Source organism: Anoxybacillus sp. P3H1B, assembly GCF_001560855.1.
GTDB classification, from domain to species: domain Bacteria; phylum Bacillota; class Bacilli; order Bacillales; family Anoxybacillaceae; genus Anoxybacteroides; species Anoxybacteroides rupiense.
Map to the genome: position 1 here is coordinate 583,792 of NZ_LPUG01000011.1, position 15,521 is coordinate 599,312.

12 protein-coding genes are annotated in these 15,521 nt (G+C 43.7%); 11 read left to right on the forward strand and 1 reads right to left on the reverse strand.

Features of this window, described 5'->3' with window-relative positions:
• Positions 1–8 precede the first annotated feature (8 nt).
• From AT864_RS06940 to AT864_RS06990, 11 genes are all read left to right on the forward strand, one after another.
• On the forward strand, positions 9–1,232 hold the full coding sequence (locus AT864_RS06940) for a response regulator (protein ID WP_044745420.1): 1,224 nt from the start codon (positions 9–11) through the stop codon (positions 1,230–1,232).
• A gap of 184 nt (positions 1,233–1,416) precedes the next feature.
• Positions 1,417–2,493: a multiple monosaccharide ABC transporter substrate-binding protein gene (gene chvE, locus AT864_RS06945; RefSeq protein WP_044745419.1), complete on the forward strand. Its 1,077-nt coding sequence runs from the start codon at positions 1,417–1,419 to the stop codon at positions 2,491–2,493.
• Positions 2,494–2,565: 72 nt separating this feature from the next.
• The gene (mmsA, locus tag AT864_RS06950) at positions 2,566–4,101 is read left to right on the forward strand and encodes a multiple monosaccharide ABC transporter ATP-binding protein (protein WP_066147590.1); all 1,536 of its coding nucleotides are present in this window, start codon (positions 2,566–2,568) and stop codon (positions 4,099–4,101) included.
• Positions 4,102–4,106: 5 nt separating this feature from the next.
• Positions 4,107–5,327 carry a multiple monosaccharide ABC transporter permease gene (gene mmsB, locus AT864_RS06955; protein WP_066147593.1) on the forward strand — a complete coding sequence of 407 codons (1,221 nt, stop codon included), beginning with the start codon at positions 4,107–4,109 and terminating at the stop codon, positions 5,325–5,327.
• A 218-nt stretch (positions 5,328–5,545) separates the two neighbouring features.
• Positions 5,546–6,640 (forward strand): GntR family transcriptional regulator, encoded by a 1,095-nt coding sequence (locus AT864_RS06960; RefSeq protein WP_066147595.1) that lies wholly within the window; start codon positions 5,546–5,548, stop codon positions 6,638–6,640.
• A 93-nt stretch (positions 6,641–6,733) separates the two neighbouring features.
• Complete coding sequence (gene araD / locus AT864_RS06965) at positions 6,734–7,420, forward strand: L-ribulose-5-phosphate 4-epimerase (protein WP_066147597.1); 687 nt, start codon at positions 6,734–6,736, stop codon at positions 7,418–7,420.
• 10 nt (positions 7,421–7,430) lie between these two features.
• Entirely contained in the window at positions 7,431–9,116 is a 1,686-nt protein-coding gene (locus AT864_RS06970; protein ID WP_156450506.1) for a ribulokinase, read from the forward strand.
• Positions 9,117–9,136: 20 nt separating this feature from the next.
• Positions 9,137–10,627, forward strand: a complete 1,491-nt coding sequence (gene araA, locus AT864_RS06975; RefSeq protein ID WP_066147599.1) for an L-arabinose isomerase — start codon at positions 9,137–9,139, stop codon at positions 10,625–10,627.
• A gap of 384 nt (positions 10,628–11,011) precedes the next feature.
• On the forward strand, positions 11,012–12,010 hold the full coding sequence (locus tag AT864_RS06980) for a Gfo/Idh/MocA family protein (RefSeq protein WP_066147601.1): 999 nt from the start codon (positions 11,012–11,014) through the stop codon (positions 12,008–12,010).
• A 45-nt stretch (positions 12,011–12,055) separates the two neighbouring features.
• On the forward strand, positions 12,056–13,105 hold the full coding sequence (locus AT864_RS06985) for an aldose epimerase family protein (RefSeq protein ID WP_066147603.1): 1,050 nt from the start codon (positions 12,056–12,058) through the stop codon (positions 13,103–13,105).
• A 33-nt stretch (positions 13,106–13,138) separates the two neighbouring features.
• The gene (locus tag AT864_RS06990) at positions 13,139–14,122 is read left to right on the forward strand and encodes an aldo/keto reductase (protein WP_066147605.1); all 984 of its coding nucleotides are present in this window, start codon (positions 13,139–13,141) and stop codon (positions 14,120–14,122) included.
• A 90-nt stretch (positions 14,123–14,212) separates the two neighbouring features.
• Here AT864_RS06990 and AT864_RS06995 read toward each other — a convergent pair whose 3' ends face one another.
• Positions 14,213–15,403 (reverse strand): ROK family transcriptional regulator, encoded by a 1,191-nt coding sequence (locus tag AT864_RS06995; RefSeq protein WP_066147607.1) that lies wholly within the window; start codon positions 15,401–15,403, stop codon positions 14,213–14,215.
• Positions 15,404–15,521: the final 118 nt, after the last annotated feature.

Sequence of the window (15,521 nt, forward strand, 5' to 3'; positions counted from 1 at the left end):
AAAGAGAGATGTGGAAGGTGTTAATTGCTGATGATGAACCGATTATTCGCGAAGGAATACGAGAGGCAATCAATTGGAGAGAATTTGACATGGAGATAATCGCGGAAGCTGAGGATGGAGAAGAAGCGTTAGAACTGGCTGTATATCATGAGATTCACGTTCTTTTTGTTGATTTGAATATGCCAATGATGGATGGCATTACATTAATGAGGCAGATTCGTGAAAAACTGCCTGCATGCAGAATGGTGGTTATTACCGGATACGATGAATTTACTTATGCACAAGAAGCGATTCGTTTGCAGGTTGACGATTATATATTGAAGCCGACTCATCCTCAGCATTTGCGAGAGGTCGTAATGAAAATAAAACAAGCGCTGGAACAAGGGTTCAAGCAAAACGAATACATCAGGATGCTGTCGGAGCAGGTTCAAAAAAACTTTTCGCTCATCCGGCAACAATTTTGTTTAAAATGGATCCATGGCGAGCTGACAGAGAAAGAAATTATGGCGCAACTTTCCTTTTTCCAGCTTCCTTCATCTGCCCCGAATCAATTAGCAATGATTTATTGGCAAGATTTTTTTAATCATCAGCCATTGCTCAATGACCGGGATAAGCAGCTGCTCTTTTTTGCAATCGAAAACATTGCGTCTGAATTGCTGTCTACTGATTGTCATGTAATGTTTCGAGATACTGCTGGATTTATCGTCGCTTGTATTTGGGGGCAAATTGATGAAGGGATGATCCGAACCATTGAAAAAACACTGAAACAATATTTGAATGTACAGACTAACGTTTACATACAAAGCATCGAGGGAGGGATGAGAAAGGTAGCTGAGGCTTATCAGCATTGTAAAGAACTAATTTATAAAGAAACGAATATTTCTCCGATTGTGCGCCGCGCCAAACAATATATTCAAGAGCATTTTTCGAATCCAAAGCTAACATTGGAATCTGTTGCTCAATTTTTAAACGTGTCTCCTGTTTATTTAAGCCGCATGATGAAACAAGAGCTTGGAGTATCATTTGTTAATTTAGTAACAGAAGCCCGAATGAAAAAGGCTATTCAGTTATTGACTTCTACCGAACTCCCTATTTATGAAATTTCCGAACAAGTAGGATATGAAACACAGCATTATTTTAGCACAGCTTTCAAGAAAACAGTTGGAATCCCTCCAAATCAATATCGTAAGGGGGCCTTCCTTTTTAAAGAAATTCATGAAAATTTACTATAAAGGGATCCGCGTAAGTTTCCATTGGTTAAGTGAGAGCTATTAATAGCTCTTCTTTTTTTGAAAGCGCTTTAAGTAAGTCAAATTTTTATAAAAATAGTTATTTTATTGAAAAGACTGAAAATTATCTTGGTGCTATATTTTAGGTAATTATTCAATCACTTTATAAAAGGGGGAGAAAAAAGCTATGAAAAAATGGTTGTCATTCATGATTTTATTTATGTTTGCCTTTGCGTTGACTGCATGTAGTGGAAATGGAGCAGGCGATGGCAAAGCGGGATTTGTAGGCATCTCAATGCCGACGAAATCATCGGAAAGATGGATTAGTGACGGAAAAAATATGGAAAAGGAATTTCGAAAGCTTGGTTATAAAACCGATTTGCAATACGCCGAAGATGTCGTTGAAAATCAAGTATCGCAAATTGAAAACATGATTACAAAAGGAGTCAATGTTTTAGTTATTGCTCCGATTGACGGCGAGGCATTGACGGATGTTCTTGAAAAGGCGCATAAACAAGGAATTAAAGTCATCTCTTACGATCGTCTGATTAAAAACAGCAAATATGTCGATTACTATGCGACATTTGACAACTTTAAAGTTGGAGTATTGCAAGGGACATACATCGAACAAAAACTAGGATTGAAGGAAGGGAAAGGTCCATTTAACATTGAACTGTTTGCGGGCTCGCCTGACGATAATAATGCCTATTTCTTTTTTGATGGGGCGATGTCTGTATTAAAGCCTTATATTGATTCCGGAAAATTGGTGGTTCGCAGCGGTCAAACAAAATTTGATCAAGCAGCCACGTTACGATGGGATGGAGCAACTGCGCAAGCAAGAATGGACAATTTGCTAAGTGCCCATTATACGAATGAAAAAGTGGATGCTGTTTTGTCACCTTATGATGGCATTAGCATCGGTATCATTTCATCGCTGAAAGGAGTTGGCTATGGCACAACCAGCAAGCCGATGCCTGTTATAACTGGACAAGATGCCGAATTAGCGTCGGTGAAATCGATCATCGCTGGTGAGCAAACGCAAACAGTATTTAAAGATACACGTGAACTAGCGAAAAAAGCTGTTGAAATGGCGGATGCTGTATTAAAAGGAAAAAAACCAGAGGTTAACGATACAAAAACATATAACAATGGGGTAAAGATAGTACCATCCTATTTGCTTGAGCCTGTTTCGGTGGATCAATCTAACTACGAAAAAGTATTGGTGGACAGCGGCTATTACAAAAAAGAAGACTTAGAGAAATAGATCGAAGAGAAAGGCGGATACAAGGGCATTGATCCCCCTTATATCCGTACTCTCTCGCAAGGAGGAAGACATATGTCCGAGTTTATTTTAGAAATGAGGGGGATTATAAAGGAATTCCCTGGGGTGAAAGCGCTTGATAATGTGAATTTAAAAGTACGGGAAGGTGAAATTCACGCGCTTTGCGGGGAGAATGGGGCAGGAAAATCAACGTTGATGAAAGTGTTAAGCGGCGTCTACTCGTACGGAACGTATGATGGAGAGATTTTATTTAAGGGAGAGGTATGCAAGTTTAAAGATATTAAGCAGAGTGAGCAGCTAGGAATTGTGATTATTCATCAGGAATTGGCCTTAATTCCGTACTTATCAATTGCAGAGAATATTTTTTTAGGAAATGAGCAGGCAAAAAGAGGGATCATCAACTGGAATGAAACGGTTGCTAAAACGAAAGAATTGCTCAGTAAAGTCGGATTAGATGAATCGCCTCATACGTTAGTGGGGACTCTCGGAGTGGGGAAGCAGCAGCTTGTGGAAATTGCTAAGGCGTTAGCAAAGAAAGTGAAATTGCTCATTTTAGACGAACCAACTGCTGCCTTAAATGAGGCTGATAGCGAGAACTTGTTAAATCTCTTATTAGAATTGAAAAAGCAAGGAGTATCCGCGATTATTATTTCTCATAAGCTAAACGAAGTCGCACGTGTTGCTGACTCCATTACGATTTTGCGGGATGGAAAAACGATCGAAACGCTAGATATGAAGAAAGATCATGTGACAGAAGATCGGATTATTAAAGGAATGGTTGGAAGGGACTTAACAGCCCGTTATCCCAAACGGGAATCAAAAATTGGCGAAGTCATATTTGAAGTGAAAAATTGGAACGTTTATCATCCTTTTCAGCATGAACGAAAAGTAATTGATGATGTTCATTTATATATCCGTAAAGGAGAAATTGTCGGCATTGCTGGTTTGATGGGATCAGGGAGAACCGAACTCGCAATGAGCCTTTTTGGGCGATCTTATGGAAAAAAAATTAGCGGACAAATTTTTAAAAATGGCGTGGAAATTGATGTTCGGAATGTTAGCAAGGCCATTGAGCAGGGCATTGCTTATGTAACAGAGGATCGGAAAGGAAACGGTCTGATTTTAATGGAGGATATTCGTAAAAATATGACCTTGTCTCGTCTAAATAAAATCGCGAAGTGGTTTATTGTCAATGAGAATCTGGAAATCATCGAATCTGAAAAGTTCCGAAACAGATTGAAAATTAAAACACCGAGTGTTTTTCAAAAAGCGGAAAAGCTAAGCGGCGGAAATCAACAAAAGATTGTATTAGGAAAATGGATGTTTGCGGAACCGGACATTTTGATTTTAGATGAGCCGACACGCGGGATTGATATTGGAGCGAAATATGAGATTTATACGATCATGAACCAGCTGGCTCAAGAAGGAAAGGGGATCTTAATGATCTCATCGGAGCTGCCAGAGCTTCTTGGCATGTGTGATCGAATCTATGCGATGAGTGAAGGAAGAATAACCGGGGAAGTAGATCGATATGAGGCGACACAGGAAGGCTTGATGAAACTCATGACCAAAACAAGGGTGAGGGGGTAGACAGCATGCAAGTACCAACACAAAAAATGTCTTCACATCATTCAGCCGCAAATGAAAGCAAAACAAGGCTGTTTGCACAAACAATCAAAAATCATATTCGCAGCTACAGCATGGTCGTAGCACTTGTACTTATTATCGGTTTATTTCAAATTTTAACAGACGGTATTTTATTGCGTCCTTTAAACGTAACCAACTTAATTCTCCAAAATAGCTATATTCTCATCTTAGCCATCGGCATGATGCTTGTCATTATTACCGGACACATTGATTTATCCGTTGGCTCGGTAGCAGCTTTTGTAGGGGCTTTAGCTGGCATTTTAATGGTTGAACATCATGTTTCCATGACGGCGACGGTGCTGGTTTGTTTGCTGCTGGGAGCATTGATTGGAGCGTGGCAAGGCTTTTGGATCGCCTATGTGAGAATTCCTGCTTTTATTGTTACGCTTGCGGGCATGCTATTATTTAGGGGATTGACGATGGTTATTTTAGAAGGACAGTCCATTGCCCCGTTTCCAAAATCGTTTCAGAATATAAGCTCTGGCTTTATTCCAGACGTATTTCATGGAGACAGCCTTCATATTTTCACAATGGTGCTGGCCGCTCTATTGTCCCTGCTATTTTTATGGCTTGAAATAAGAAAAAGAAACGAGCAGAAGAAATACGGATTTGAAGTAGGACATCAAGCTGTGTTTATCGCGAAGTTAATTGGGGTGCTGGCGGTTATTAATCTTTTTGCTTACGTGCTAGCCACCTATGAGGGAATTCCTAATATTTTGCTAATTTTAGCCGTTTTGATTACTGTCTATTCCTTCGGTGCGAACAAGACCATTGCTGGCCGTCATATATATGCCATCGGCGGCAATGAGAAGGCGGCACAGCTGTCAGGTGTAAAGACGAAAAGAGTCACTTTTTGGGTATTTGTCAATATGGGAGTTTTAGCCGCATTATCCGGATTAATTTTTGCTGCCCGTTTAAACGCAGCCACTCCGAAAGCTGGGAATTTATTTGAACTAGATGCCATTGCTGCTTGTTTTATTGGCGGAGCATCGGCATACGGGGGAATCGGAAGTGTAAGCGGAGCGATTATCGGTGGTTTGGTAATGGGCGTCATGAACAATGGGATGTCGCTGCTTGGCTTAGGAATTGATTGGCAGCAAGCGATTAAAGGACTTGTGCTGCTCGCGGCTGTCGCTTTCGATATTTATAATAAAAACAAATCAGCTTAGGGACAAGTGTGTGAAAGAGAGGGGGAGCCCCCTCTTTTATTATGAAAAAAATGCCATGTTATATATACGTACAAATAAAAACTGTTATAATGAATGATAGATGGTGTCGATGCTTCGACCGTTGCAAAATGAAACGGAATGCTGAAACTAAGCAAGACAATCTGGATAGTGAATGAGCCCATTTGCAAATCGATATTTGGTCATAAGGCGGTGAACATATGAAGGATAAAAATATACCAAAGTATTTGCAGTTAAAAAATGAAATTTTATCTTGGATAAAGTCAGGGAAATTAAAACCGGATGAAAAAATACCGACAGAATATGAAATTGTAACCCAATTTCAGTTAAGCCGCCATACCGTTCGCCAGGCGTTGGGGGAACTTGAGCATGAAGGATGGCTATATAAAATCCAAGGAAGCGGAACGTTTGTTTCTAAGCCCAAATCAATAGGAAAACAAGAAACCACCAAAACGGTAGCGATCTTAACGACGTATATTTCTGATTATATTTTCCCCCACATTGTTCGAGGAGCGGAGGAAGCCCTTTATGAAAAAGGCTATCGGCTGCTTTTAGCCAGCACAGGCAATAATAAGGATAAGGAACGGGAACATTTAGAGGCGATGATTCAGCAGCCGCTAAGTGGCCTCATCATCGAACCGACAAAAAGCGCCCAAGGGAACCCTAATTTAAACTATTATTTAGTGCTTAACAATCTGCACATTCCTTACGTGATGATTAACGAGCGATATTTGGAAATGAATTGTCCGTACATAAAAATGGATGATGCGCGTGGTGGTTATTTGCTTACCGATCACTTAATCCAGCTTGGGCATCGACGGATTGCGGGGTTTTTCAAAACGGATGATTTGCAAGGTGTCAATCGACTCAAAGGCTTTATTCAAGCACATCAAGAGCATGGCATGCCGCTGACGACAGGCCATCTTATCTCTTATATGACAGAGGAAAGAGACACGAAGCCATTAGAAGCAGCACGCCTTTTTTTGCAGCAGCCTAAAGAAGCAAGGCCAACTGCGTTTGTGTGCTACAATGATGAACTGGCGGTCAAACTATTAGATGTCATTCGGCAGCAAGGGCTCAGTGTCCCTAACGACATTTCCATCGTTGGTTTTGATGATTCGATATTTGCTACAGCAACAGAAGTGAAGTTGACCACCATTCGCCATCCAAAAGTGGACATGGGGGTGAGGGCAGCTGAAATGCTCGTGAAAATGATTGAAAAGCAACATGAAGAAGTAGAGGATATTGTATACCAGCCTGAACTGATTATTCGTGATTCGACGAAAAGAGTTTAAAATATTTGAATAAAATTTTCAAAAAACTATAGAAAAATTGTACGTACAAAATTATAATGGAGGTGACATCATTTTTATTAGGGAGTGGGGGAGATGATTGACGAGTTAAAACAGCTTGTTTGGGAAGCGAATTTACAGCTTCCCAAACAGAAATTGGTCACGTTTACATGGGGAAATGTCAGCGGCATTGACCGTGAGCAAGGTCTTGTGGTCATTAAGCCAAGCGGTATCGCTTATGAAAAAATGACAAAAGAGGATATGGTTGTTGTTGATTTAGAAGGAAAGGTTGTCGAAGGGAACTTAAAGCCTTCATCTGATACTCCTACGCATTTAGTCTTATACAAAGCGTTTCCTCAGGTTGGCGGCATTGTCCATACGCACTCTCCTTGGGCGACGATCTGGGCACAGGCTGGAAAAGGGATTCCGGCGTTAGGAACGACACATGCCGACTATTTTTACGGAGAAATTCCTTGCACGAGAAAAATGACGCAAGCGGAAATTAAAGGAGCGTATGAACTAGAGACGGGAAACCTCATTGTGGAGACGTTCCATTCTCTTGATCCGATGCAAGTACCTGGAGTGCTCGTTCATGGCCATGGTCCCTTTACTTGGGGGAAAGATCCTAATCAGGCCGTTTATCATGCCGTCGTTCTTGAAGAAGTAGCAAAAATGGCAGCGAGAACATATCAGCTGAATCCAAATGTCCAGACAATAGATCAATCTTTATTAGATCAGCATTATCTTCGGAAGCATGGAGTAAACGCTTACTATGGGCAATGACGGAGGGGATATCATGATGAAATATGTGATTGGCATTGATTATGGAACGGAGTCTGGGCGAGCGGTTCTTGTCGATTTAGAGGGAAACGAAATCGCCGATCATGTTACTTTATATGCTCATGGAGTGATCGATGAAGCACTGCCAGAATCGAATATAAAGCTGGAGCCAGACTGGGCGCTCCAGCATCCCGGAGACTATATCGAAGTATTAGCTACGGCGGTTCCTGCCGTTTTGCAAAAGTCGGGTGTTCGTCCTGAGGATGTGATTGGTGTTGGCATTGATTTTACATCATGTACAATGTTACCGGTTGATGCTTTCGGCGAGCCGCTTTGTTTCCAACCGAACTTTAAGCATCGGCCGCACAGTTGGGTCAAATTATGGAAGCATCATGCGGCTCAAGGTGAAGCGAACAAGTTAAATGAGATCGCTGCCAAAAGAGGAGAAGCATTTTTGCCGAGATACGGTGGGAAAATTTCATCCGAATGGATGATTGCGAAAATCTGGCAGATTTTAAATGAGGCGCCGGACATCTACGAGCAAACCGACCTCTTTTTAGAGGCGACTGACTGGGTTGTTTTCAAGATGACGGGACAAATCGTGCGGAACAGTTGCACGGCAGGCTACAAATCGATTTGGCATAAACAAGACGGCTATCCAAGCAAGGAGTTTTTCCAAGCGCTTGATCCGCGGCTGGAACACTTAACAGAAACGAAGTTGCGCGGCGAAATCATTCCTCTCGGAACTAAAGCGGGCGGACTGAGCAATGAAATGGCGGCAATGATGGGATTGCTTCCAGGAACAGCGGTCGCCGTAGGAAATGTCGATGCCCATGCCGCTGTACCTGGAGTTGGTGTGGTAGAACCCGGAAAGCTTGTCATGGCGATGGGAACCTCTATTTGCCATATGCTGCTCGGAACAGAAGAGAAACATGTGGAAGGAATGTGCGGTGTCGTTGAAGACGGAATCATCCCTGGCTATCTCGGTTATGAAGCAGGACAATCAGCGGTCGGTGATATTTTTGCTTGGTATGTCGAACAAGGCGTTCCGGCATATGTCAAAGAAGCGGCGGAAAAAGAAGGGGGCAACGTCCACGAATGGCTCGAAAAGCGGGCTGCTGCCTATCGGCCGGGAGAAACCGGGCTGCTTGCCTTGGACTGGTGGAACGGCAACCGTTCGGTGCTGGTCGATGCCGATTTAACGGGGCTCATCGTTGGCTATACATTGCTGACAAAACCTGAAGAAATTTATCGAGCTTTGCTTGAAGCGACGGCATTTGGCACACGGAGAATCATCGATGCTTTTGTTGAAAGCGGTGTCAAAGTGGAGGAGCTTTATGCGTGCGGTGGACTGCCGCAAAAAAATAAATTGCTTATGCAAATTTATGCCGATGTAACGAATCGTCCTATTAAAGTGGCAGCTTCTAAGCATACCCCGGCTGTTGGAGCAGCGATGTTTGCAGCCGTCGCTGCCGGCAAAGAAAACAGCGGATATGAATCGATTGTAGAGGCGGCGCAAAAAATGGGAAGGGTCCGCGATGAAGTATTTCAGCCGATACGGGAAAATGTGGCTATTTATGAGCAGCTTTATCAAGAGTATGTAAAGCTTCATGACTATTTTGGGCGCGGCGGAAATCATGTGATGAAGCGATTAAAAGCATTGAAAGAAAACGCAAGATTAGAAGAATCCAATGTTTAATCAATGAGGGGAGAGATTGGATGCTACAGTTACGTCCATATGAATTTTGGTTTGTCATAGGAAGCCAACATTTATACGGGGAAGAGGCATTATCCCAAGTGGAGGTTCATGCCAACAGAATAACGGAAGGGCTCAATCAGGATAGCGCTCTTCCATTTAAAATAGTGTTGAAACCAATTGCTACAACGGCAGATGGCATTCGTAGGCTTTGTATAGAAGCGAATGCCGATGACGCTTGTGCGGGGATGATCACATGGATGCATACATTTTCTCCAGCGAAAATGTGGATTGGCGGTCTGTCGCAGCTAAGAAAACCGCTATTGCATCTCCACACTCAATTTAACCGTGACATTCCATGGGATCGCATTGATATGGACTTTATGAACTTAAATCAATCAGCCCACGGTGATCGGGAATACGGATTTATCGGCGCGAGAATGGGGATCGCCCGGAAAGTGATCGTTGGTCATTGGGAGGAGAAGGATGTTCGTAAGCAAATGGCAGGATGGATGTGGACGGCTGTCGCTTTTGCGGAAAGCCGAAATCTAAAAGTGGCCCGTTTTGGCGACAACATGCGCGAAGTAGCAGTTACTGAAGGGAACAAAGTTGGAGCGCAAATCCAATTCGGTTGGTCGGTCAACGGCTATGGCGTTGGGGATTTAGTCCAATACATCCGCGATATTTCCGAACAAAAAGTGAACGAGCTGCTTGATGAATACGAGGAGCTGTATAACATTGTACCAGCCGGCCGCCAAGAAGGGCCTGTTCGCGAGTCGATCCGTGAACAGGCGCGGATTGAACTTGGACTAAAAGCCTTTTTACAAGATGGGAACTTTACTGCCTTTACGACGACGTTCGAGGATTTGCATGGCATGAAGCAGCTTCCAGGGCTCGCAGTTCAGCGGCTTATGGCGGAAGGATACGGCTTCGGCGGCGAGGGAGACTGGAAAACGGCTGCGCTTGTTCGGCTTATGAAAGTGATGGCCAATGGCAAAGGAACGTCATTTATGGAAGATTACACGTACCACTTTGAGCCGGGCAACGAAATGATTCTCGGCGCCCATATGCTTGAAGTGTGCCCGACGATTGCCGCAACAAAACCGAGAATTGAAGTTCATCCTCTGTCGATCGGAGGAAAAGAGGATCCGGCCCGTCTTGTTTTTGATGGTGATGCGGGATCAGCGGTGAATGCTTGCCTAATTGATCTTGGACATCGTTTCCGATTGATTGTGAACGAGGTGGATGCGGTTAAAATAGAAAAGGAAATACCTAATCTCCCAGTTGCAAGAGTTTTATGGAAACCACGCCCGTCACTTCGCGATTCCGCAGAAGCATGGATTTTAGCCGGAGGCGCTCACCATACATGCTTCTCGTTTGCCGTCACAACGGAGCAATTGCAAGATTTTGCGGAAATGGGCGGCATTGAATGTGTAGTTATCGATGAGCGCACTTCACCGCAAACGATCAAAAATGAGCTCATGTGGAATGAAGGAGTATGGCGGTATCGCTAAGATGTTGAAGTGAACGCAATCAAAAGACATGGGGGAGGAAATTGCTTCTCATGTCTTTTTTATTCATCAGTCCAGGGCTCATTGATTGGGGAATTGATGATTAGAAGAGAATAGGTGGAGATTAATAAAGATTGATATTTTGAACGGAATTAGAAAAATAAGACAGATAAAGCAAGGGGAAGGGTCGTTTATTTGCAGATCTTTTAGTTTTGTTTGTTGAAAGAACCTGTCGATAAATATATTAGTTTGTTTCCTGTACAAACTAACTAAACCTTGCTATGATGGAAGTATTACGATTCGTTTTTAGAAATTTCAAACAACGCGATATTGTTGGCTAGGCGACTGCTAACCATAGGTCTTGATTAGTAAAAGGGGTGAAGGAAGATGAGTTCCAAAGTCCGCTGGGGGATTTTAAGCACCGCTGCGATTGCAAGAGAAACGTTGATTCCTGCGATTCAGCGTTCGCAAAATGCTGAAGTGGTAGCGATTGCAAGCGAGAGCGGAAAAGCGCATGAAGTGGCGCGTCAGCTGGGAATTGCAAAGGCTTATGATCGCTATGAAGCTTTGCTTCACGATCCTGATATTGATGCTGTGTATATTCCACTTCCTAATAGTCTGCATGCCGAATGGACCATTCAAGCAGCAGAACATAAAAAACATGTGCTGTGCGAAAAACCGGCCGCTTTATGTGAGAAAGATGTCAGCAATATGGTAGCGGCTTGTGAAAAGAATCAAATCATTTTGATGGAAGCATTTATGTATCAGTTTCATCCGCAGCATCAAAGAGTGAAAGATATTCTTGCTTCAGGTGAAATAGGAGAGATAAAGACCATTCGAGTGGGCTTCTCGTTTGATCTTCAGGAACGCAAAAATAATATCCGGATGAATGCACAATTAGGCGGCGGAAGCCTGTTCGATATTGGCTGCTACTGCGTCCATTCCATTCGTTATCTATTAAATGCGGAGCCGGTTGAATTAGCCGTTCATTCCAGCTATGACAACCAGTATTCGGTTGATGTAACGACAAGCGGATGGATGAAAATGGACAATGGTGTTCATGCTTTATTTGACTGTAGTTTTGAAGCCGTTTGGCGCAATGAATATGAAATCATTGGAACAAAGGGAAAGCTGACCGTGCCGCGGGCATATCGGCCCGATTTGCACGATGGCAAGGGATTGATTGTCGTGCAAACCGCTTCTGGCGAAGTGCGCGAGGAAATAGTGGCGGGCGATCAATATGTGCTTGAGGTTGAACACATTTCTGAATGTATTTTGACAGGAAAGCAGCCAAGCTACTCCCATCAGGCGATGCTTCAGCAGGCTAGAGTGCTGGAGGCATGCCGGATATCGGCAGAGACGGGACGAAAAGTACCGCTAGCATGATGAGTGTCGAGCGTTTTTTATTAATAAAGGAGGAGGGCTGCGGCGATGAAAATCATTGAGAAAAAATGGGCAGAGCTGTCAGAGCGCCCTATTGTCGCTTTTACGATAATCAATGACAACGGCGTAGAGGTGACGTGCCTTAATTATGGATGTATTATTACGAAAATAATCGCTCCGGATCGTCATGGAAACTATGAAAATATCGTACTTAGCTTTGATGACTTTACTCCTTATATAAAAAATGAACCGTATTTCGGCGCTGTCATCGGGCGGGTAGCAGGCAGAGTCCATCAAGCGTCTTTTGAGTTGAATGGAACAACCTATGCGCTTCATAAAAATGAGAATGGGAACCATTTACATGGGGGGATCAATGGGTTTCATCGCGTGATTTGGGATGCGAAAGTCATTGAAGCTGATCATGAGGCTGGAGTGCAATTTTCTTATACGAGTCCTGATGGTGAAGAAGGATATCCGGGCCAAGTGCATGTCCAAGTCATTTATACGCTGAATCATGCGAACGAATGGAGCATTGCGTATCGGGCTGTCGCCGATCAGGATACCCCGTTGAGTTTGACCAATCATACGTATTTTAACTTAAGCGGCAACGGCAAACGTGATATTTTGGATCACATGTTGATGATCCAAAGCTCGCGCGTACTGGAGTTGAATGAGGAGCTGATTCCCACGGGCCGCGTCTTAGATGTCACTGGCACGCCGTTTGACTTGCGGCAAGGAAAGAGCATACGAGAGGCTGTCGCATCCGGACATCCGCAAATCGAGTTGGTTGGTGGGGGGTATGACCACCCGTTTTGGTTGGATCGGCATCATGACAACGAGATTGTGCTTTATGACAGAGAGAGCGGCCGGATATTGACGGTTGAGACGGATGAAGTCGGCGTCGTTGTGTACACGTCGAACCAGTTGCCGGAAGGGGTGGATTTGGGCGGCGTGCCGTCAAGGAAATATCTTGGCATTTGCCTAGAAACACAAGGACTGCCGGACGCTGTTCATCATCCGCATTTTCCTAGCCCGATCTTGCGTGCAGGTGACACCTATTCTTCTGTAACGAAGTATAAGATTGGCGTAGCTGATTAAAAAATAGATGCTTACATATGGAGGGAGAAAGTCATGAAGTATCGCCGTTTAGGAAATACCGAGCTTGAGGTAAGTGAAATTAGCTTTGGGACATGGGCGATTGGCGGATCATGGGGACAGACGGATGAAGAAGAAGCACTAAAAGGGTTGCAGCGGGCGATTGCAGCTGGTGTAAATTTCTTCGATACAGCCGATGTATATGGAGATGGACGCAGTGAAGAACTTCTAGCGAAAGCGACAAAAGGAAAAGCAGACGACATCTACATCGCCACAAAATTTTGCCGGGCGGGCGATATTCATGATTTCCGCACATATTCTGCGGAACAGGTGCGCAAGTATTGTGAAGGAAGCTTAAAGCGCCTGCAGCGTGAGCGGATTGATCTCTATCAAATTCATTGCCCGCCGCTGGAAGTGTTGAAGGATGGGCGTGTGTTTGAAGTGCTTGATCAATTGCAGCAAGAAGGGAAGATCCGTTATTACGGCGTCAGTGTTGAGACGGTGGAGGAAGGGCTCGTTTGTTTGGCCAATCCGAACGTCAAAGCGCTGCAAGTCATTTTTAATATTTTCCGGCAAAAGCCTTTAGAAAAGCTGCTTCCACAGGCGAAAGAGCAGGGAGTAGGCATATTGGCGCGGCTGCCGCTGGCCAGCGGATTGCTGACAGGAAAATTTACAAAAACGACAACGTTTGCAGAAGGTGACCATCGCCACTTTAATCGAAATGGCGAGCATTTCAATGTCGGAGAAACATTTGCCGGCCTTGAGTTCCATAAAGGGGTAGAGCTCAGCGAACAGCTAGAGTGGATTGCCAATGGCCGAGGAAATATGACAAGAGCAGCCCTTCGCTGGATTTTAGATCATGACTCAATTACATGCATCATTCCAGGATTTAAGACGATTAAACAGGTGGAGGACAATTTGCAAGCTGCCATGGTTCCTTCCTTTAGCCCGGAGGAAAAGGAAAAATTAGCCGAGTTTTATCAAAACGAAGTGCATCCGTTTATTCGAGGGGCGTATTAACTAAAAGAAAGGGGATCCCATAAAACATGCTGGGATCCCCTTGTTTGTTATCAGCTCGTCACTTGCTTCTCAACGGTCGATGAGAGCTGGTTATAGAAACACTTGTATTTTTTCTCCTTTTTTCAAAAAATCTTCAATGACAAACAAAGCCATTCCTAGTGCCGTTGAATCAATGGATAGCTTAGAAAAATGAAGGCTTAAATGGGTTGGCTGAAACGGCAAAGTGCGAGAAGAGAGCGCTTGCTGAATCGCCGGCTTAATCCACTGTTTTGCCATCGAAAGGCGGTTGCCGATGATGATTTGCTGTGGATTAAAGGTGTTGAGAAGGTTATTGATTCCAATCGCTAAATAGCGGCCAATTTCAGCAAATAACTGAATGGCTTTTTGATCATTTTGCTTGGCCAAGCTTAATAAAGTCTCCAAAGAAACTTCTTTTGTTTCAGAAACAACATTCTGCTGTTTGGCTTTTTCCAAAATGGCTTGTTCTGAGGCGTACAGCTCCCAGCATCCTTTATTTCCGCAGCGGCAAACGGGTCCGTCGATGTCAATCGTCATATGGCCGCTTTCGCCTGCGAAGCCGTTCGTTCCTCGATAAAGCTCACCGTTAAGCACCAAACCGACACCGATGCCAATGCCAGCGCTCACATAAAGAATGTGGTCGAATTCTTGTCCGGCGCCGAGGCGTTTTTCTCCATATGCTCCCGCATTGGCTTCATTATCAATGACGACAGGAACATGAAAGACAGCCTCCATTTCCTGTTTTAAAGGGATATCCTTCCACGATAAATTCGGAGCAAACAGCACCGTCCCTGTTTTATCAACAATTCCTGGTACGCCCATTCCGATACCGACCAATCCGTAGCGGCTCTTTGGCATATGTTCAAGCAGAGAGAGAACGGTTTCTTTGATAAGAACCAATACCGCTTGATACCCTTTATTTTGAAAAGACACTCGCTTTTGGGCTATGACGTTTCCTTGGAGGTCTGTTAACACTCCCAAAATGTAGTGAACCCCTAAATCGATGCCGATCGAGAAGCCGGCTTTTTCATTAAACAGCAGCAGAACAGGCCGCCGTCCGCCGCTTGATTCTCCTTGGCCTATTTCATATACGAGCTCTTCCTCGATTAATTCTTTGACTAAGGAAGAAACCGTCCCTTTATTCAGTCCGGAACGCTGTGCTATATCAGCTCGCGACAAAGGACCCTGTGTTCTTATCATCTCAAGCACTAGCGACTTATTAATTTTTTTAATTAGATGTGGATTTCCCGTTACTTTTGTCAAATGAATCACCCTATGTACCACTGTATCATAATTTATACGGCAATTCTAGATGGTTGGCAAACTTTGTTTGTCACATAAACAAACAAAAGGTATAATAAAATTAAATTTTGCAACATTT

Excerpts from the sequence above, each read along its gene's own strand:
- AT864_RS06990 (WP_066147605.1), top strand. The coding sequence starts at position 13,139 with ATGAAGTATCGCCGTTTAGGAAATACCGAGCTTGAGGTAAGTGAAATT.
- araA (WP_066147599.1), top strand. The coding sequence starts at position 9,137 with ATGCTACAGTTACGTCCATATGAATTTTGGTTTGTCATAGGAAGCCAA.
- AT864_RS06960 (WP_066147595.1), top strand. The coding sequence starts at position 5,546 with ATGAAGGATAAAAATATACCAAAGTATTTGCAGTTAAAAAATGAAATT.
- araD (WP_066147597.1), top strand. The coding sequence starts at position 6,734 with ATGATTGACGAGTTAAAACAGCTTGTTTGGGAAGCGAATTTACAGCTT.
- AT864_RS06985 (WP_066147603.1), top strand. The coding sequence starts at position 12,056 with ATGAAAATCATTGAGAAAAAATGGGCAGAGCTGTCAGAGCGCCCTATT.
- AT864_RS06980 (WP_066147601.1), top strand. The coding sequence starts at position 11,012 with ATGAGTTCCAAAGTCCGCTGGGGGATTTTAAGCACCGCTGCGATTGCA.
- mmsA (WP_066147590.1), top strand. The coding sequence starts at position 2,566 with ATGTCCGAGTTTATTTTAGAAATGAGGGGGATTATAAAGGAATTCCCT.
- chvE (WP_044745419.1), top strand. The coding sequence starts at position 1,417 with ATGAAAAAATGGTTGTCATTCATGATTTTATTTATGTTTGCCTTTGCG.
- mmsB (WP_066147593.1), top strand. The coding sequence starts at position 4,107 with ATGCAAGTACCAACACAAAAAATGTCTTCACATCATTCAGCCGCAAAT.
- AT864_RS06940 (WP_044745420.1), top strand. The coding sequence starts at position 9 with ATGTGGAAGGTGTTAATTGCTGATGATGAACCGATTATTCGCGAAGGA.